Annotated in this window: 19 protein-coding genes; 6 read left to right on the top strand and 13 right to left on the bottom strand. The window is 62.4% G+C overall.

Features of this window, described 5'->3' with window-relative positions; all coding sequences use genetic code 11:
• Positions 1-168: 168 nt before the first annotated feature.
• Positions 169-756, top strand: coding sequence for a hypothetical protein (locus OXK16_12705; protein ID MDE0376803.1), 588 nt, complete (start codon positions 169-171; stop codon positions 754-756).
• A 164-nt stretch (positions 757-920) separates the two neighbouring features.
• On the opposite strand, the gene OXK16_12710 is transcribed toward OXK16_12705, so the two are convergent.
• On the bottom strand, positions 921-3389 hold the full coding sequence (locus tag OXK16_12710) for an ATP-binding protein (protein ID MDE0376804.1): 2469 nt from the start codon (positions 3387-3389) through the stop codon (positions 921-923).
• Between the two features lie 1092 nt (positions 3390-4481).
• Here OXK16_12710 and OXK16_12715 point away from each other — a divergent pair.
• Entirely contained in the window at positions 4482-5627 is a 1146-nt protein-coding gene (locus tag OXK16_12715; protein MDE0376805.1) for a hypothetical protein, read from the top strand.
• 705 nt (positions 5628-6332) lie between these two features.
• Here OXK16_12715 and OXK16_12720 read toward each other — a convergent pair.
• Positions 6333-7115: a hypothetical protein gene (locus OXK16_12720; GenBank protein ID MDE0376806.1), complete on the bottom strand. Its 783-nt coding sequence runs from the start codon at positions 7113-7115 to the stop codon at positions 6333-6335.
• Positions 7116-7550: 435 nt separating this feature from the next.
• Here OXK16_12720 and OXK16_12725 point away from each other — a divergent pair, with 435 nt between their 5' ends.
• The 4 genes from OXK16_12725 to OXK16_12740 all read left to right on the top strand — a co-directional run bounded on the left by OXK16_12725 (position 7551) and on the right by OXK16_12740 (position 10677).
• Positions 7551-7805, top strand: a complete 255-nt coding sequence (locus tag OXK16_12725; GenBank protein ID MDE0376807.1) for an antitoxin — start codon at positions 7551-7553, stop codon at positions 7803-7805.
• The gene (locus tag OXK16_12730) at positions 7802-8230 is read left to right on the top strand and encodes a type II toxin-antitoxin system VapC family toxin (GenBank protein ID MDE0376808.1); all 429 of its coding nucleotides are present in this window, start codon (positions 7802-7804) and stop codon (positions 8228-8230) included. The genes OXK16_12725 and OXK16_12730 overlap by 4 nt, the downstream gene beginning before the upstream one ends.
• 450 nt (positions 8231-8680) lie before the next feature.
• Positions 8681-9721, top strand: a complete 1041-nt coding sequence (locus OXK16_12735; GenBank protein ID MDE0376809.1) for a hypothetical protein — start codon at positions 8681-8683, stop codon at positions 9719-9721.
• A gap of 92 nt (positions 9722-9813) precedes the next feature.
• Positions 9814-10677: a hypothetical protein gene (locus OXK16_12740; protein ID MDE0376810.1), complete on the top strand. Its 864-nt coding sequence runs from the start codon at positions 9814-9816 to the stop codon at positions 10675-10677.
• 52 nt (positions 10678-10729) lie between these two features.
• Here OXK16_12740 and OXK16_12745 read toward each other — a convergent pair whose 3' ends face one another.
• From OXK16_12745 to OXK16_12795, 11 genes are all read right to left on the bottom strand, one after another.
• Positions 10730-11515 carry an SDR family oxidoreductase gene (locus tag OXK16_12745; protein MDE0376811.1) on the bottom strand — a complete coding sequence of 262 codons (786 nt, stop codon included), beginning with the start codon at positions 11513-11515 and terminating at the stop codon, positions 10730-10732.
• Complete coding sequence (locus tag OXK16_12750) at positions 11515-12234, bottom strand: carboxymuconolactone decarboxylase family protein (protein MDE0376812.1); 720 nt, start codon at positions 12232-12234, stop codon at positions 11515-11517. Before OXK16_12750 ends, OXK16_12745 begins: the two co-directional genes overlap by 1 nt.
• A 130-nt stretch (positions 12235-12364) precedes the next feature.
• On the bottom strand, positions 12365-13162 hold the full coding sequence (locus OXK16_12755) for a hypothetical protein (GenBank protein ID MDE0376813.1): 798 nt from the start codon (positions 13160-13162) through the stop codon (positions 12365-12367).
• Positions 13159-13932, bottom strand: coding sequence for a hypothetical protein (locus tag OXK16_12760; GenBank protein ID MDE0376814.1), 774 nt, complete (start codon positions 13930-13932; stop codon positions 13159-13161). Before OXK16_12760 ends, OXK16_12755 begins: the two co-directional genes overlap by 4 nt.
• A gap of 7 nt (positions 13933-13939) precedes the next feature.
• On the bottom strand, positions 13940-14569 hold the full coding sequence (locus tag OXK16_12765; GenBank protein MDE0376815.1) for a TetR/AcrR family transcriptional regulator: 630 nt from the start codon (positions 14567-14569) through the stop codon (positions 13940-13942).
• On the bottom strand, positions 14566-15357 hold the full coding sequence (locus OXK16_12770) for a hypothetical protein (protein ID MDE0376816.1): 792 nt from the start codon (positions 15355-15357) through the stop codon (positions 14566-14568). The genes OXK16_12765 and OXK16_12770 overlap by 4 nt, the downstream gene beginning before the upstream one ends.
• Entirely contained in the window at positions 15354-16160 is an 807-nt protein-coding gene (locus tag OXK16_12775) for a hypothetical protein (GenBank protein MDE0376817.1), read from the bottom strand. Before OXK16_12775 ends, OXK16_12770 begins: the two co-directional genes overlap by 4 nt.
• Before the next feature lie 38 nt (positions 16161-16198).
• Positions 16199-16615: a zinc ribbon domain-containing protein gene (locus OXK16_12780; protein ID MDE0376818.1), complete on the bottom strand. Its 417-nt coding sequence runs from the start codon at positions 16613-16615 to the stop codon at positions 16199-16201.
• Positions 16608-17102, bottom strand: a complete 495-nt coding sequence (locus OXK16_12785) for an OB-fold domain-containing protein (protein MDE0376819.1) — start codon at positions 17100-17102, stop codon at positions 16608-16610. Before OXK16_12785 ends, OXK16_12780 begins: the two co-directional genes overlap by 8 nt.
• On the bottom strand, positions 17099-18262 hold the full coding sequence (locus OXK16_12790) for a thiolase family protein (GenBank protein ID MDE0376820.1): 1164 nt from the start codon (positions 18260-18262) through the stop codon (positions 17099-17101). The genes OXK16_12785 and OXK16_12790 overlap by 4 nt, the downstream gene beginning before the upstream one ends.
• Positions 18255-19355 (bottom strand): thiolase family protein, encoded by a 1101-nt coding sequence (locus tag OXK16_12795; GenBank protein MDE0376821.1) that lies wholly within the window; start codon positions 19353-19355, stop codon positions 18255-18257. The genes OXK16_12790 and OXK16_12795 overlap by 8 nt, the downstream gene beginning before the upstream one ends.
• Positions 19356-19393: the final 38 nt, after the last annotated feature.

A 19393-nucleotide genomic window follows, 5' to 3' on the forward strand; every position in this document is an offset into this window, starting at 1 on the left:
CCAGGGTGGGGAAATTCGCTGACCAACTCTGGGGAATTTCGCTGATCGCCATCACTCCGAGCAGAACCCCAGGAGTATTGGGAGACAGAACGCAGGGCCGCACGTGTCGACACTCGACCATTCATAAAGCACGGCGAAACACTCTACATACTTCCCTGCACTTCGTCGATGACACTGGCTGTGCTATCCACGTATCTCGACGATGGTCGCCTGCCGTGGCCACCCAGGACACTCCCCGAGAATGTCAACCAGGCACTCAATAGATACCGACAGGAGAGGAACGACCAGTTCGAGAACGACTGCTACAACGCCCTCTCAATCCCAGGTCTCATAGTCCGCAAGAAAATACGACCTAGGAAAGCCAAACACCTAGGAATCGACTCCCTCTCCGGCGAGATTGACCTGTTGTGCATCAACCCAGCCCAATCACACATCTGGGTAATCGAAGCAAAGGACCCCTACATCCCATTCTCAGCTCATCGGATCAGACAACTGATAGAAGACTTCCACCAACCCGGCGGATACGTCGACACATTGCTACACAAAGTCGAAGACATCCAACGAAACATCCCATCCCTCACGAGCTCCCTGAACATCACACAACCCGACAAGGATTGGCACGTCCGCGGTCTACTGGTGACCAGAACGACCAACCCAGCCGCCTTCAAGCCGAACAGCAGCGTACCCTTCAGCAACCTAGCCGAACTCAGAAGCGTGATCTTGCCCGAGGAGCGTTGCGGCGAGGATCGGGGCTAGTTCGTGATCCCTACACGCACACGAGACCGGCTAGGCCCGGTACCAGCAGCTTTGGGCGATTGGCACCGACGTTCTCCACAGAGCCTCGGCTCCCGCCAGTGGATGGACTGGCCGCCGCACGTTACTGAGTGAGTTGAGACGAGCTGGTCATGTTCAGACGGTCTCTACGAGTTGTTTCTCAACTCGGACTCAACCGCCTGGTCGTATCTACCGAGAATCTCGTCGACGGACTGGTGGAGATACACCCTGTCGTCGTCTACCATAAGGTACCTATCTCCGATGACAGCTTGGATGCCCTTCAGGACCGCTAGAAGTCGGCTCGGTTGGAAGCTTATGAACTCCGACTCCGGGAGACGGACTCGGGAGATCGTTGGAGCATCGTAGGGATCCTCTTTCTGAGCCTCGAGCCTTTCGAGAAGTTGGCGGACCGGTACTCGCGCCTCAGCGCTTCCGAGCTCAGACTCGAGCCACTGGAGCCAGGAGAGCACGTCTTGTCGACTGAAGTGCCCCTGTTGGTCGGAGCCGCGTTGATCCGTGCCCCTGTAGGGCCCCGCAAAGAGTTCTCGCATCGTTGGTAACGGAATGCCAAAGGACGCGTGCAAAAGAAGCAAGCGTTGCAAGTCGCTCGTCGTGAGAACAGTCGCCTGTTCCGCCTTTGCTTCTTCGTTAATCGCCGACTTGTCGTCATCTTCTCCTTGAAACTTGTCGGCGATGGCGAAAGCAAAGTCTGCTTTCTCAGTACGCTGGAATCGGTGAAGAGCGTCGAAGCGAACCCTTTCGTTTGGAACCGCTCCGCCGCACGTCTTAGCGTCGAATACAAGCTTGAAGCTTGTTCGTACACGGGACCCCGGCGATACGCCAAGGTTGGCTTCGAGCACACCGTCGGTTCCGCCGCGACTCCCACCTCGCTTCTGATAGTCGAACCCGAGTGCTTCGAAGGCGGCTCCGGTTGCCCGTTCCATAGCAGTCTCATCGGTGCCAGCCACCGCGAGGAGACCTAGTATGTCGCCAATCACGGCCGGTTGGTCTTTCAAGAGGATTCTCAGAATCCGATCCCTGAAACGGAGCAACTGTTCTGTCTCTTGATGGGGGAGGCCGATGGCTTGGGCGAGCGCTTCCAAGAGAAGCTCTGATGCAGCGAATAGTTTCCATAGGGTCGGGCCTCGACTATGTTGAATCACATGGGCGACGTAAGGATGCTCTCGGTTTGTATGGAGGACTCTCGTTGTCGGTTCGTAGGATGCAACCGGGGCGTTTCGGCCTGCTTCTGCTAGGACAATGTCACTGATGGGTTCGTTCGCCGCGGCGGTCTCAAACTCAGCGACCCAAGCATCTAGGTCGGTGGCTTCTCCCTCGGCAGGACGTCGCAGGTAATACATCTGTGAGGAGGGGTCGGTTATGCCCCTGCGCACTGCGTCGATGAGCGGGTTAGTTACGAATCGTGATGGAGCTTCAGCGACTAGTCGGTGAATCTCATCGCCAACCAACTGTTTGTCTAGGTACGCATTGTAGGTCCGTCTACACCTCAGGAACTTCTCTTGGAGATACTGCTGCAGAGTGCGGGTTTCTCGCGTTTCCCTTACACCCTCACGGGAGGACTGGAGGAACTCGGTAAGTCCATCTGCTTCTACTCTGATAACGGTTCGGTGCCAGGCGGCGTGGTTTTGTACAGGAAGCCCGAAGGTCTCGTCTTCGAGGTTGACGATGCGCTGGCGAATCTTGACGAAGATGCCGTAGCTGCGTGAGTACCGGTCGGACTTGCCTCCTTCGAGCGGGCTCGGGTATACAGCTGCGTATCCTTTGATAACGCCTTTAATCCCGTCGATCGATACACTGTCTGCTGTTGCTTCGATGGAGTATTTCTCCTTCTTGAGTTTCTCCACTTCGGGGTCCTCACCGCCAAACGTGAAGCACTCGAGTGGTTCAAGGTCGACCTTAGGGCTCACGAGGATCGAGCCATTCAGGATGATGTGGAAGTCGGTCAGGATGGGTAGACCGGTTCGGAGCACCCAACGCAGGGTGCCTACCTGAAAGTCGTCCATTAGAGGCTTGAACTCGCTCAAGGCCGCAGCGGTCCAAGTTGGCTTGGCGTTATTGCCAAAGAGATTGGACCAGACTTGATCGTCATCGCGGTCAGCGATCTCGTGGAGTAGCTCCATCGCCTCGTCCTCGGAGAGCTTTCGCAGTTGGACCTTGATTTCTCTCGATTCTTCCCACTGGTGGTGTTCCCTCACACGAGTGAAATCCATGGACGTGGCGAGGTAGCGAGAGTCGTGTTTTGAGATGTGTGTCAGTCGCTCGGCTAGTACGTAGGCCGCAAGTTTTCCGATCCCGAACTGTCCAATAGCGACTCGACCTTCAATGCCTGTTTCCGGATCCTTGGACTTACGCGGGTCTGCGACGTGCCACAGGTTCTCAAAACCGTGGCTGTCCATGCCTGAACCGTCATCGACCACCCATAGGGAGTCCTCGGGGTACTCTTCTCTGGGTGTGAAGATCCAGACACGCTCGGCACCAGCGTCGTAGCCGTTTGTTACCAACTCTTCCACCGCTTTGTGCGGGCTCTGGTAGAGCCCCTCAGAAAAGAGCCGGATGATCTCGTAGCTCATTCGGACGGGGATGTCATCAACCACCTCACCTGCGTCCAAGGCGAGCGGTGTGAGGCGACTTCTAGAGTGGTCGGTTGACGCGGTAGGTGTTTCCATCCTCGGAATAATAGACGAGTGCGCCCGGTCGTAGATCTTGTTCGTTCGCGAGTGTTGGGGCTGCCAGAACCAACGGTTCTAAGTCGAACTACTGTGTTCCTCTTCAGAGAAATTAGTGTTTAGTAACATACAGCAATGGAGAATCGGTAGATATCGTATGTAATGGAGATTCGGTGCTGCGGCCCAACGTCGGATGTGTGGAGCAGAGACGAAACCATCGGCGGGCCCGTCGGTAGTCGAAGCCGACCGATACCACCGATCCCACGCCATTTGCGACTTTGCCGTCCGTGACCTCAAAGGCTCGGCGGGTCTCGCCCACCTCCCGTCCGGGATGTTCGCCGCTAACGCTGCCTGGCTAGCGTGCGACGCCCAGCCACAACCTCTACCGCTGGATAGCACTCGCCGGACGGACTCAACCCCCCGAAACTCGTCTACGGATCCACCATCCGCACTCGCCTCTTCGGTTTGCCCGGACGGATCGTGAACCGCAGCGGCCTCCACATCCTACGCGTACCGTCCGATGGTCGGAACCTACCGAACCACCCTCGGTAACCTCCGGGCTCTTCCCCAACTCTGCTAACCCGAACTGCCCCCTACTATTGAATCAACCAGATCTATCCCACTATTGAATCAACCAGATCTATCCCAACGCCCCGCATTGTAACAATACGTCAATCTACCAAAACCCAAGATAACTCCCAGACCAGACCCCCCATCATCCATCGAGGCCTTCCGAATCAACCCACCCAGAACCCCTCGACCACCCCGACACCGCTCCCGAACCAACTCCGAGGCAAGCTAATTGGTGGATTCAGGCCTAGGGTCTGCCTGCGGCCCTTGCGACCGTCTGGCGGCCGCGGAGGTTGTGGGGAGCGCAGACTCTCGCCTAGGGCGATTGTTCTTGCAGGCAACCTTGCCGGCGGATCACCTCTCGCGTCAGAGAACAACGGGTAGCCAAGGGAGGCCCGCTACTGTCAGGTACCTATGGCTGTGCGGACTATCCATCCCTTCCCGGCGCGCATGGCGCCGGAGATTGCTCTTGACTGCATCCCGGGGTCCGAACGCGGAAGAACGCAGAGGATTCTTGATCCAATGTGCGGCTCCGGGACGGTGCTCTCTGTCGCCGCCCAGCGGGGACACCACGCGATTGGGGTTGACCTTGACCCACTGGCGATTCTGATGACGAGGGTGGCCACCAGCCCCCTTGACACCTCGCAATGTGAGCAACTGCGTGAACAGGTGGTTAACGCTGCGGCGTCGGATGGAGACGTCGAACTCCCATGGAGCGATGCTGAGACAACGCGCTTTGCCAAATACTGGTTTGCCGACGGGCAACGGATACAGCTCGCGAGGCTTTCAAGGGTGATTAACGACCTTCCCGCAGGCCCGCTTCGCGCACTAGCCCAGATATCTCTAAGTAGGACTGTAATAACGAAAGCACCCAAAGCGTCTCTCGCAGCTGATACCTCTCACAGTCGACCCCATCGAGTGTCGACCACATCCGACTACGACGTGATCGCCGGATTCTCGCTGGCTATTGCCGACCTCGCCAGGCTTCTTGAGGGTCGCCGCTTGACCGGTTCCACGGAGGCCCACCTTGGCGATTGTCGCGTTCTTGACCGTGTAGCGTCGGCAAGCATAGATATGGTCGTCACATCACCACCATACTTGAATGCGATTGATTACATACGGGGACACAAGTTTGCGCTGATCTGGCTTGGATATTCGATTCCTGAGCTCCGGGCTATCCGCTCATCAAGTATCGGGGCTGAGCGAGCCCTCGACTGTCCAGCTGAGGCTGAGGCCGGTGCACTCGTAGCTCGGATAGAGCGCGATGCGGTTGACGCCGCCCGGCTACCGATGGGAATACTGACTCGCTACGCGCACGATATGCTCCTCTTTGCCAGGCAGATGAAGCGTGTTCTGAGACCGGAGGCGCGACTGATACTGGTGGTTGGGAATTCGACGCTCCGCGGAAACTTCATACGTAACGACTCGCTCGTAGAACGGGCCTTGCAGCACTATGGGTTCAGCACCGAGCGGAGCACGGAACGGACTCTGCCTGAGAACAAGCGCTACCTCCCGATTAGAACGGCTGAGCCTTCCTCATCCATAACTCGGCGGATGCGCACGGAGACGATTCTGCACATGGTTGCACCCAAGTGACGACCGAGAGGCCGCCGTCAACCGTGCCTTGGTCGATGTGGGACAGAGTGTGGGGCGGATAGTGTTGTTATGACTATCTACCTGGGGTTTTAGACGGACTCATAAGCTCCGCGCCGTGGGGCAGCGAGTTCTAGGACCGGTCCGCTCGTGCTTCGGGGATCCGACTCGTGGAGGCTGGTAGCGACCAAGAAGGGTCAATTGACTCCGTTCTCTGGGTGGAGCGTCGAGCCCGACTAGTTGAATGGCCGTAGATGGGATCGCAAGGTCGAGCGCATCCGAGAGTTCGTCGGCTTTGGGTTGGATTGGCGGACGATCCGGTTAACGGTGTGGGCGGGACTACGTTTGTCTGTGGCCTCACCTTGACCAATAACTGGAGGCCTCCGCGTGCGTGTAGGAGACGTTCGGGCGTTAGGCTCCCCGCCGGAGATCCATGGATCGGGTGGTGTCAGTAGTCCGGCCGACAGCGCCGAGCAGGAGGGCTGGACCCCAGACTCGGCGGTTTCATTCGAAGTCGCTATAACACTTGAAGTAACATTCAACGAAAGTTAAAGGCCCTCTGACCTCGGGTTATAGGGGTATCTGGCGGTTCGAGCCCGTCAACGCCCACAGTGGTCCACGGCCGGGACCTGTCCCGTCGATGCGGAACAGCACGCTCACGGCGATGTTGTCTCCTCCGACGCCGCCGGGTGGCTGATGCGGGGTGGTTCAGCCTTCTGGGCTTTCGGGGCCGCTCAGCAGGGCCATCTCTTCTGGTGTGAGGCATCCGAGCATCGCGGCCACGATTGTCTGTTCCGCGGCCATAGCGGCGTCAGCGTTGTTCTCGTCGGTGCCGTTTTCGTCGGGTGCGGTCTCGCTGAGGGCGTCGACTTGTTCCGCTACACACGCGGCGCTCTCTGGTGAGACCCCAACCGAGATCAGTTGTGCTGCTGTGAGCCTGCCAGCCGCTGTCTCGGCTTGGGAAGCGCCGGTCTGAGGCAGACAATCCGGAGGCAGCACCAGATTGAGGACAACCCCGAGATCCCCGCCGAACAAGGCGACGTCTGCGGCGACCCGGTCGGTCTCTGCGCTGGGGGCCGCTGCCTGGGCGCATTCGAGTATCGCCGGTGGCACATCGGGGAGGTCTTGCAGCGAGTCAAGGATGGTCTGTGTCCATGGCAGGCACCCGACGGCAGCGTCGACGATCCGATCACGTTCGGAGTCCGAAACGACACCGGCGGGCAGCACACCGTAGGACGGCCCGGCGAGCGCAGCGACGACTTCTGAGAGGCGCTCCTCGTCGAGGGTGTCGACTGTCGCGGAGGCCACACACGTGATCTGTTCGTCGCTGATGCTTTCGGGAGCGTCCTCCGCTAAGCGGGCCGCGACGGCGAGTTCTGCTTCAGCGCGCACCAGCGACGGTTCCCCGACCGTCGTGGTGGTGGTGCTCGCCGGTGGTGCTGCGGTGGTGTTGGACACGGTGGCGGCCGTGGTGGTCGCTGGTTCGATCACCTCCGGCTGGGACGGTGGCACCGTAGACGGTTGAGGCTCCGTGTCGCCGCCACACGCGGAGACTGCAAACACGGCGACAACTGCTACGCGAAGGAAAACATGCTTCATACGGCGACTATAGAGACGTGTCGACGCGTAAGTGACGCGGGAAGGTAGCCCGTTGCGGATGGTGACGGCCACTCTGAGCAGGATCTCGCGTACCAGGTCCCGGGCGAGCGCCTTGCAAGTTGCTTCTGGTGGTCCCGGGACGGGCCTCTCGTAGACGCATCCCAGCCGTGTTGGCTTTGAACACCCTCGAAACGCCAGCTCCCCCGAACCCGCACCGACACTAAGTTCCGAGCCCAGACACTGAGGTCTTACGCGGTCTGTCAGTCATCCCTCAGTTATCCCGAAAGCCCATGACAGCAAGGCATCACTTGATGCTATGCTGTCAGAATGCGGACTACAGTCACACTTGACTCCGACACAGAACAGATCGTCCGCCAGCGCATGACCGAACGTCGGGTCTCTTTCAAGCAGGCATTGAACGACCTGGTCCGCGAGGGCCGGGGTTTTGCTGATGGGCTCCACCAGTTCAGAACAACGACCCGGCCGATGGGACGCGCCAAGGTCGATCTCGACAAGGCGCTACGTCTCGCCGGCGAGCTCGAGGACGGCGAGGTTGCCAGGAAGCTAGAGACCGGATCTTGAAGCTCGTAGATGCCAATGTCCTGTTGTACGCCGTCAACCGAGACGCTCTCCGGCATGCCTCGGCCCGGAGCTGGCTTGACGAGGCGCTCAGCGGCGGCGCCCGGGTGGCGTTCTGTTGGGTGGTGCTGCTGGCGTTCCTGCGGCTGTCCACCAACGGACGCATCTTCGACGAGCCGCTGTCCGCAAGCGAGGCGATCGCACAAGTCGAGGACTGGCTGGCTCAGCCCTCGGCCGTAGTTGTAGAGCCGACGGCACGCCACCTCGGGATCGTCCAACAACTGCTGGCCCCGCTTGAGACAGGCGGCAACCTCGTCAACGACGCCCACCTGGCTGCCCTCGCCATCGAACACCGATGCGCAGTCGTGTCCTACGATACGGACTTTCTGCGCTTCCACAGCGTGAAGCTGGAGACCCCAACAACCTAAGAAACCAGCAAGGTGTCATGCCGAGTTGTCGGTATATCCACCGGCGAGTCCTGGGACGGGAGTCTTCCCCGCCTTGAGACGAGCGTCCACTCAACGGGTCAACCTCACGCTGACACCGGCGAGAGTTTGTTTGCTAGCTGCGTCCTTCCCCAAAGGCAGCAACGCGCAGAGTCTGACCGGACCGGTTCATTCCTGCTTCGGAGGAGCCCACTCCTGGGCTGATCGCGACCAACAAGGGCCCCTTGATCTCGTTCTCTGGGCAGACAACGAGGCCGACCAGTAGGGCGGCCGCAGATGGGATGGCACGGTCGAGCGCATCTGAGATGTCGTCGGTTCAAGTAGGATCTCCCGTCAATGCCCACCAGCCTTGTTCCCGCTTGACAGGGCGTTTTCGCCTGTTTCGGGGTATCACCTACTGAACCATCCAACTCGTGAGAAGGGACCATCCTTATGGCCGCTGACAGCAGGGACTCTCTTCTAGCCCACCTGGCCGGGAAATTCACCGGGCAGACCGAGACCCTCGCCACCGAGGCGCTCGGTTACATACTCTCTCGATCTGGTGCTGCTCGAGAGGCCCTGCGGGAGATGCTCCAGGACGGCGGCGCGGACGTGGGGGCTCTTAAAGAGGTGGCGACCGAGGTCATCGGAGAGCAAGGGGAGCGGGTGGATCTGGTCGCTTCCGACGAAAAGGGCTCGGAGCGGGTACTCATAGAGGTGAAGTTCTGGGCCGGCCTCACCGACAATCAACCCAGCACGTATCTGAAGCGTCTTCCAACAGACGGAGACCCCGCCGTTCTGCTCTTCGTCGCGCCGGAACAGCGGCTGGTGACCCTCTGGGTGGAGATTTGCGGTAGGGCCAGAGAGGCCCGTTGGGACTTGGAAACCGACGCAGGCACGGAGGAGTTGAAGAGTGTCACAGTCGGTGGCGGCCCACGCAGATTGATGCTCACGAGTTGGCGGACGTTGCTAGCCGCGATGTCGTACCGCGCCGGTAAGGGCAGCGATTCAGCCGCCGAGCGGGACATCCAGCAATTGGCGGCGTTGTGCGAACGCCAGGACCGGGACGCTTTCCTGCCGTTGCGTTCGGACGAGTTGGCACCCGCATTCCCCAGACGGATGCTGGACATGGAGAGGCTCTGGAAGGATGCTACGGCACGGGCGGTTGAACGTGGACGGGAGCTCGGACGTCCATTCGTGAACACGGACGGAACGGCTGTCGCTCCCCAGTGGCACGGATCCGGTAGACACATTCAGATCGGGAAGGAGGACGCCTGGTGGGGTGCTTGGTTTGGTGTTCACTACGAACTCTGGGTCCGGGAGAGAGAAACCCCTCTCTGGCTTACCTTCTGGGATGATCATGCGCCGGCGGCGGAGAAGAAGCTGGGCAGTCAGAACTGTGGTTTCACGCTGCCTGTAGATGTGGAATACGGCAGGGTCCTTGATTCCGTCGTAGAAGAGTTGCAGAAGATAGCGCACACGCTCAGCAGTTGAAGGAGCGTCCGACGAGCCAGGTGGGTTGGCCTGTCACACCCGGTGGATAGGCTCGGGGTGGAGTAGATCCTTGAGCGAGCCAGGAGGCTGAGGTGGGTACGACCGTAGTGTGTTGGAACATCGCCAAGCGCCACAACGCGTGGCGCGAGTTGGTGCAGATGGACGCTGACGTGGCTCTGTTGCAGGAAGCAGGCCGATACCCCGCTGACATAGTCTCGAAGGTGGACATCGGCCCCCGCGAACACTGGGACTCCCACTACTGGAACTCGGAGTGGTACGGAGACAGGTTCCGGTGGCTGCTGGAGCGGTGGCCGATGGTGGTGAAGCTGTCGGACCGGGTCGAGGTCGAGTGGTTCAAACAGGTCAGCCCGATCAGCATGACAGGCGAGGACGAGATCGCGGTCAGCGGGATCGGAACCATCGCCGCCGCGCGTATCGTTCCCCGAGATGCCGAACCGTTCATAGCGGTGTCCATGTACGCCCGCTGGATGAGCCCGCACCCGTCCACCAAGACCTCATGGAAGGTGGGTTACCCCGACGGGTCGGCGCACCGGATCATCTCGGACCTCTCGGCCTTCATTGGAGGCACGGACCCCAGCACGCATCGCATCCTGGCCGCCGGTGATCTCAACATGGCGTTCAGCGGCAAGGACGACGACCCGTTCGTACTGCGAGAACGTACAGTGACCGACAGGATGGATGTGCTCGGCCTCGAAATGCTTTACGCGGAAGGCCGGAAAGCAGACCCGACCCCCGATGACCTCCCGGCCGACACCCGCAACGTGCCCACCTATCACACCACGAGCCAAACTCCAGCAACCGCCACGAGTCAACTCGACTGGGTGTTCGCCTCACAGGGCTTCCACAACGGCATCACCGTGCGCGCCCTCAACGAAGTCGAAGAGTGGGGGCCAAGCGACCACTGCCGGCTCCTCATCGAATTCGCCGGCGACTAACTCGTAGGCATCGAAGGGCGTCGGTCAGCGGTCCCGTAATCACCGCCGAGCGTCAGATCTTGTAGCCGCCGTCGACGTCCAGTACTTTCCCGGTGATGTACGCCGCCTCATCGGAGGCGAGGAAGCAGACAGCCCGGGCCACGTCGTCAGCCGTACCCGGCCTGCCCAAGGCAATGTTCCCGGAGGCGTCGGCGAGCATCTCCTCGGTGAAGTCGCCCCGGGCGACGAGCTCGTGATACATGCCGGACGCCATCAAACCGGGGCCGACAGCATTTGCGCGGACCCCGAACCGACCTTCTTCGGCTGCTATCGCCCGGATGAGGGCCTCCACCGCCCCCTTGGGAATCGCCGATAGCGAGTCTTTGACCGGATACCGTCGCACGGCCATCGACGTGACGGCGACGAACGATCCCGACGACTCGCGAACGTGGGGCAGCGCGGCCCAGACCAGATGGAATGCTCCGAAGAGGTCGACGTCCACCTTCTCTCGGAATAGCTGAGGATCGATCTGGCTGACGTATCGCATCGGAACGTACGGCCCCGCTGCGGAAACCGCAGTGTGGATGCCACCGTGGAGTTCCGCAGCCGAGTCGACGAAATCCTTGACGGCGTCGGCATCGGTGACGTCCACCTGGCCGACCGTGACCCTCGAGCCGGCAGCCTCGACGGCCGCAGCGACCTCTGCAGCAGCCGCCTCGTTCCGGCCGTACGTGAAGGCAATGTCGCTGCCGCGCGACGCCAGCAGCGTGCACACGGCCGAGCCGATGCCTCCCGAGCCGCCCGTAACCACGGCGGTCCCTGGCCGCCCGGAGAAGTCACTCGCGGTCCGCGGTGGCACTATGGATTCTCCAGTGCTGCGATCAGGCCGTTCGCGCCCGCCAACCATGCCGCGACGCCGGCGAACGGTATGGCGCAGGCCACCGCTTCGGTGAGCTGGCCCGGCGTCGCGCCGCCCTTGAGGGCGAAGCGGGCATGGATCTCTACGAAATCGTCGCGGAACTCGGCCGCGTTTATTGCACAGAGCATGAGATCCGCCAACCGGTTTTCGAGCGGAGACTCCTCCAGAGCCGCCTGACGCATGAGGTAATAAGCGATTACGACTCCGGGAGCATGCTGAGCACCCAGGGCGACATTGGCGGGAACCTCACCGTAGAGCCCCCGGTAGTAGTCAAGGAGTTCGTCCATCGAGACCTCGGTCTCGAAAGGCGGTCCAGGGCTCACACCGACGTCACTTATCGCCGCTAGAGCCTCGGTCAAGGCTTGGTAGCCCGGAATTCCGCGTGATATCAGCACGTTGAGTGCAGCCCCGTGGACCTCATCGGGTGTCATACCGCGGTCCATCGCAATGGTCAGGTACTTGGAAGTCACCTCGGGAAGCCGTTTCACGGCACCTATCACGGCGGCACAAAGGGCCTTGTCCCGGGCCGGCAGGGCTCCGTCGGAATGGATCACGTCGGCCGCACTCGCCAGTCCTTCGGCAAACTTCGGTGATCCCGCGACCAGTCCTTCGGCCCAGGCCGCCGGACCCAGCATCTCGATCAGTCGTTGTGTGTCCATGGCTGACCTTTGCGAACGATGTCGCCCCGAGGATATCCCACCGGGCGGTCCGGCCAGTACGCATACAAGGCGATGGAACTCTTGCGGTGGCCACGGCGCCGGCTCGGCAGACGCATTGCGTAGAGTCGAGTCAAAGGCTCCGGCGCTCTCCGGCGACCACCCGTCGGGCGCGCCGGGCTCCGTCGGCTCCGTCGAACTCGATCGACCGCAAGTCGTCGGGATCCACCGAGGCAAGTGCCTCAAGCTCAGCCGGTGTCGGGTGGGCAACGGTCGGAACACCGGAGGCCACCCGTATGGGGAACCCGCCGGATGCTACCACATCAGCCGCCCCGACATCGGGGAAGAGACAATCGGCCCTCCACCCATGGTGCGAATCGAGCGTGAATACGCCGAGCCGCGTGATGAGCCTGCGGATCCGCTGCGGGGAAGGCGGAGGCCCTGAGACGAAGTCGACCCGGTCGACGAGGGTGCGGGCGGCATGGTCGGCGACGAGGTACCAGACACGTGAAGGCGAGTCGTTGTTGTCCGGCAGGCCGCGACTCCCCGGCAAGGCAACTCGCGGAGCGGCATGGGTGCCGGCGATGTGAGAGAGGTTGGTGGCCCCTCGACTGTCGAGCTGGCCAGGGGTCACCACGACGCCGACCAGGCCGCGCGCCACGGCCACGAACGTGTCGCTGACCGGTCCCCGCGGCGAGGCTCCGGCCCGAATGGCCCTCTCTCCGAGAGAGAGCGCAGGCCGCGGCGCGGCGTCGAGCGTCCCGAAGCCGGGTGCGATGGCGAGATCGGAGGCCCCCAAGCGCCGGGCCGCCAGGGCCGCGACGAGGCTCGCCGTGGTCGTGACGGCGATGACCCGAACACCGTCATCGGCCGCGGCGGTGGCGAACTCGCGAGCGAGCACTGTGGTGAACAGGTCCCCGAGCGTGCTCACGAGGCCTTCTCCAACAGGTCCGGTGTGAGGCCCTTGGACCCGGCCCACGCGGCGACGACTCCGAGGTCCACCAGAGCGTCGGGGTGGCATTCGGTCGGCCAGGACCCGCCGGCCGCACGTACAACCGCGTCGATCCATAGCCTGGAAATCGCTGCAAGCGGAGGATCGGCGGGAGCCTGCCGTTCGAAAGAGACGATCGTCGTCTTCGCGGCGCGGGCGAGCAAGCCATCGAGACCGAGGTCCCCGTCGACGTAGATATTCCCGTGGGAATCGGCTGCCGGGGCGTGGATCAGGGCTATGTCGATTGCGAGAGCGGTGGCAAACACGGTCGGTATGCCGGTTGGTGGATCCTTGTAAACGCCCAGTGACGGGTTGTGCTTGACGACGTCCGAGCCGGCCGCGGTGGAGCAAGGCATAGACGGCAGGCCGCGTGCCGTGGCTTCGACGGCCGCAACCATCGACGCCTCGGACCATTCGATGAACCGGACGGTTTGCTGCTGCCGGGCGGCGCGGAATGCGGGCGCCAGGCCGAATCCGTCCAGAGAAACCCCGGCGGAATGAAGAGCCGCCACTGCGGCGGAAGCCAGCAGGTATTCGACGTCGACGCTGCCGAGAAAGCTCACGATGTTGAGGTCACGGACTCCTCCGGCCACGATCCCCTTGAGGAGGGCCATCGGCTTCCGGTTAAGTCCGGTGCCCCCGACGGCGACGGTCGCGCCCGGCGGAATCAGCTCGGCAACTGCTGCCGGCGAGGAGAGGGTCCGCACCATGGGCCATTCAGGCCTTGCCGGTCCAGCCGGGGCAACGAACGCTGTTCACCGCCATGTCCGCAAACTCGGAGGCGATCTCCTCGATCGTGTTCGGACCTTCAGGTCGATACCACTGGTAGGTCCAGTTGATAGATCCGAGAATCGAGAACGACGCGAGCCGGGGGTCGATCGTCGCACGAACGCTTCCCTCGGCCTGACCCGCTGCGATGAGCGCTCGCAGGTGGCGGTCGTAGACATCGCGCGCCTCGATGATCTCAGCTCGGAGTTCGGGGCCGAGCGATCGAAAGTCGTGGAGAAAGACGGTCATCTTGGCAAGATTGCGAGCGTTATAGGTGATGTGCCGCTCGACGAACGACCGGATGCGATCGAGGGCGCTGCCGTCGCGTCTGCCACCTTCGAGGTTGGCCAGCCCCCCCTGGTGGACCTCCTGGATCACCTCAAAAAGCAGTTCTTCCTTCGACTTCACGTAGTAATACAGCGAGCCTTTGAGGATGTCGACGGCTTCGGCCACGTCCCGGATCGACGTCGCTGCATAACCCTTCTCGGAAAAGATGGCTGCAGCCGCGTCGATGATCTCCTTCCGTCGATCTACGGAATCCCGCCTCCGCCGACCCGAGGCCGGCGCGGTGTCGGTCACGATGTCACCCTTCTGTCTCGACCTGGTGGATCGGGGACCTCTTCGTCACGTCTGCGGCGTGGATCGACCAGATCCAGCGCTTCCAATTCATCAGGGGTCGGCTCCGGCGTTGGCGGTGCATCCTCGGGCAGCGAGAGTTCGAAGCCGGTGTTCTCGCCCACCGTCGAGGCATCGCTCCATGGATGGATCGACTCTACCCGGCCACGTCTCTCGACGAACTCGATGACGGCGAGGTCAGTGACCACGGCGACCGTCCCGGCAGCTTTCCGGGTGTTGCCGGCCCATCCGTGACCGCTGCCGGTGATCCAATCCACCTGGGCGGGCAACGAGCGAGGCCGGTGATCAGGGTGGTAGGCGATCACCCGCGGCAGTAGCGCCGGCACATCCGCTGTGGCCAGGCCGCCGCTGAACCGAGCCGTCGGGGCCGAGCGAACTCCGATCCGACTCGTATTCAGGTTTCCGAACCGGTCGATCTGAGCCGGGCGCAAGAATTGCAGAGTCATCGCCTGGCGCTCGGCCATATCCATCGAGTCGAGATGCGGAATGAAGCCGGGGGTCAGGCTGAGCTGGTCTCGAGGATCGCGCAGGTGGGACTCCACGCCGCCGTTAACGTCCAACGCACCACCGGCTAGTACATGTACGCCATGCTGTGTCGTGTGCTTGGCGACCAGGGCTGCGACGAGGGCGATTGGAGTCCCGAGTCCGACCCCGACGACGTCGCCGGCCACGACCATGCGGGCGAGCGCAACAACCATCAGGTCCGCGATCTCACCCCTCGAGGCAGTCACGATGGCCGCGCAAAGTTGAGAGTCCCCGATTCTCCACCCGACGACACGTACGCGCTGATGGCCCCTTCATCGACATCATGTTCCGGTGGCGAGCTCGTAGGCCAACTGCCCCTCTGAAGCTCGACAACCATGTCCACTTCGAATCCGAAGAGACGAGTGTGCTCCGGGATCGACGCGATCTCTTCCTCGGACACGATCTGATCGACGCCGATGATGACGCGATCGGCGGCCCGCGCCGCGAGCACGTCGATGTCCCACAGGTGTTGGGGGGGAAAAGCCATCTGCACGTGTCCGCTGGGGCTGGCTCGCCATGCGTGAAGCAGCGTGATATCGGGTTGAAGCGGCGGGAGAGCGACATAGGTATCACCGGAGTAGGGGTCGGCTACCGAGGCGAAGTCATGGATGGCCAGGGTCTCGCTGCCCGTTCCAGCCCTGGTCGGCAGAAACGGTATGCCCATCGATGCCGCTCGAAGCCGCCCGAGCAGGCTCCACTCGGAGTATTCGAGATCATCAAACGTTCCGGCCTTGACACCTGCAACGTACTGCGGCGCCGGACCGAATCGACCAAGCCCCACGTAGGCGGCGGCAACGCTGCGGACGCTGCCGGCGGCGACGAGGAGTTCTATCTCGAGGGATCCGGCGAAGGTGACCACGTCGAGGTCCCGCCTTCCCGCTCTGATGAGCGCCCGGGTCAACTCCATCGGCTTGCGGTCGAGAACGGTCCCGCCGAAGTACACTGTGTCGCCGTCTTGGACCGTGTCGGCGGCTCGGGACGCATCGACGAGCTTCAGGTTCGGGGCCACCCGACGAGCCTACCAAACGGTTGTTTGGTGCCGATATCTCAGGCCGGGACGAAGGCTGCGATCGCCGTGATCTCGGGGACCGGCTCGGGAGACCATCTTGGCACCAACTCCATGCCCACCTGAAGACCTGACGGCTCGGCGTCGACGATATGGAGCATCACGGTGTCAGCGCCCCTGATCCGGATCAAGCCGTAGGTTCGCGTGACTCCTTGGATCGTCGCGGTCGACCAGGTTTCGAGTGTTCCCTGCGGTTTCATGTCCATCGTTTCCCCGCTGTGCGCTGAGCATTCCGGACAGAATGGCCGGGCCGGTACCGCCACCGTGGGGCACGCTGGGCAGCGGGATCCCACTATCCGCCGGTTGGCCAACCCGTGGAGGAATGCCTTGTGAAAGTCGCCGGCCGTATACCGGTATGGCAGGTTGATCTTCTGATGCAGGATCGTCGGCTCACCCATCGGCTGCCGGCTCCTCCGCACGAAAATGAATGATGTCCGCCAGGGTCCCGTCGCGTTCGTGGGCCGGCTTGAAGACGGCCGTGATGCGCATTCCGATCGAGATCCGGTCGTGCCGGCTCTCCTCGAGGAAGTGATAGATGTTCGTGTCCGCTCCGTCGAGGCGGACGAACGCAAAGCCATAGGGAATCGGCCGCTTGATGCCGGTCATCGGATCGATGAAGGGCACCTCGACCACGGTGTAGCCCGTGATCACTCCGCCCGGCCCGACGTCGACCCATTCCGCCGTTCGTTCCAGGCAAAGACCGCATACCGGCCGGGGAGGCACCAGGACTTTGTCACAGGCATCGCACCTCGTTCCCTGGATCCTTGCCTCGGTCCGGAGCGCGTTCATGAATCGCGACGCGAACTTTCCGGCGGCGTATGAGTACTCGAAGTCCGCCACGTACTCGAGCCTCAGGGCGGAGTCAACCGGCGGAGTCGGGCTCACGGCGCGGTCCCCTTGAGGACGACAGCCTCGGTCCATGCGTTACCCCCGTAGCCGGTGGCCAGGGCGGTCTCGACCCCGGGAATCTGACGATCTCCCGCCTCGCCCATGACCTGGAGGGCCGCCTCCGCAACCCGGATCAGTGCGGTGGCGCCGACCGGGTTGGTCGAGAGCACCCCTCCGGACGGGTTGACCGGGAGTTCACCCTCCATGAGGGTGACTCCATCGTCGATGAGGGACCCACCCTCCCCCCAATTGCAGAAACGCAGACTCTCGTACATCGCCAGCTCCGCATAGCTGGCCGGTTCATAGATCTCAGCGACGTCGAGCTCAGCCCGGGGATCGACGATGCCGGCCTTCGAGTAGACCGAATCGGAGGCGGCGATGAGGCTGCGCATCCGCGCCAGGCGCTTGGGTGAATCACCCATGAACTGCGTGTCGTGCGCCGTCTCGGTGGCGGCAACCCACGCCGGCCTCGGGGTCATCTCACGGGCGCGGTCGGGTGCGGCCATCACCACAGCACAGGCGCCGTCGCTGCTCGGACACATGTCGAGCAGCCGCAGCGGCGCCGCAAGCATGCGGGAGGCGAGCACTTCCTCAACCGTGATGTCGGGGCGCTGTAGATGCGCATGAGGGTTGAGACAGGCATTGCGGCGGGCCTTTACCGTCACCTTGGCGGCCTGCTCCGCGGTGACGCCGCTCTCGGCGACGTATGTCGAGGCCATCACGCCGAAATTCCCGATGGCCCCCGCCATCACCGACCGCTCCCACGCAGGATCGCCGACCGTAGTTATCGCCGACTGCGTCTCACCCTCGGACTGCTTCTCGTAACCGATACCCAGTACCACGTCGTAGAGCCCGGAAGCGACGAGGTGAGCCGCTGCGACGGCCACGCTTGCCCCGACCGTACCGCCGTTGTTGAGTTTGAAGAGTGGTTTGCCCGCTGCGCCGATGGCGGATGCCATCCACAGCTCGGGAAAGTTGATTCCCTCGAACAGCTCCATGTTGCCGACGACGACCGCATCGACCTGGCCCGGGTTCAGGTCTTTCGATCCCAGGCAGCGATCGACAGCCTCCCTGACCATCTCGGGTATCGACACGTCGAGACGTCTCGACACGTGGTCGGTCTGGCCGGCGGCAACGATCGCGGCGTTCCTACCCATCAATCCCCGTTTCGAGGGTGGCGACGAAATGAGACTGCGCGCCGAGGCCGGCCACGCCGTGAGCGAGGGCGCGTTGTGCATCGTGATGCTGTCTCGGGCCCGCCTCGCCACGAAGCTGGTGCACGCATTCGGTCACCCTCGAGAGCCCCGAGACCGTCACCGGGTTGCCGCCGTGCCAGCCACCGGACGGATTCAGAGTCCCTCCTGCTTCAGCCAGATCGGCACCGAGACTCGTTGCGAACTGACACAGTTGGTGGGCGTACTGAGCCGAGACCTCGAACACGTCAGGGACATCCGTGCCCCAACCGGTCATGGCCACCGCACTGTCCCGGGCCCGGTCGAGGGCGCTTAGATCGCCGGGATGCCGATCGGTCCAGTACTTGCCCGTGGCGGTTCCGACGCCTGCGATCCACACAGGGTTCTCGGAGAGGTCCCTTGCCACCTCCTCGGTGGCGAGGATCACCGCGCATGATCCGTCACGGTTCGGCGCTCGATCGAGTACACCCAGGGGAGTCGCCGACCGCGGCGCGTCCAGAACATCGGCGACTGTCATGGCTTCGAGCGTCGTGACCTTGGGATTCACCGCGCTCGCCGCCCTCGCCGCTACAACCAGGGCCGCGGCATCCGCGGGAGAAAACGCCCCGGAAGCGTAGATCTGCCGAGCACCCAGACCGGCGACGACGTCTGCGTCCGCCCCGAGGCGCCGCTGGACGAAGGGATCGAGGGCGGCGCCCTCGATGGTCGCGAGATTGCCTTCCGACTCCTTGCAATGCGCGGTCACCAACCCGACCCGGTGGTCGCCGTCGGCTATGCGAGCCCACCCGTATAGGAGAGCGCCGATTCCGTCCGAGCATATCCGGCTCTCCGGCTTCAAATAGGAGCCGACGACATCGGCAACAGCCATGTTGGCGATGGTCCGCCCATCGTAGAAGTCCAGGCTCGCCGTGACCGCATTGTCGACGTCGGACAGCCCGATACCGGCGTCGTCGAGCGCCTCGTCAATGGCTTCGAGTACAAGCTCGGCGTAAGCGACGTCATTGCGGTCTCGTGCATGAACGCTCTGGCCGACACCGACGATCGCGACACGCCCCAATAGATCTCCCTCGTTACGCCGGCTGGGCTGGATGGTAA

This window comes from bacterium, from assembly GCA_028821235.1.
Taxonomy (GTDB): Bacteria; Actinomycetota; Acidimicrobiia; order Spongiisociales; family Spongiisociaceae; genus Spongiisocius.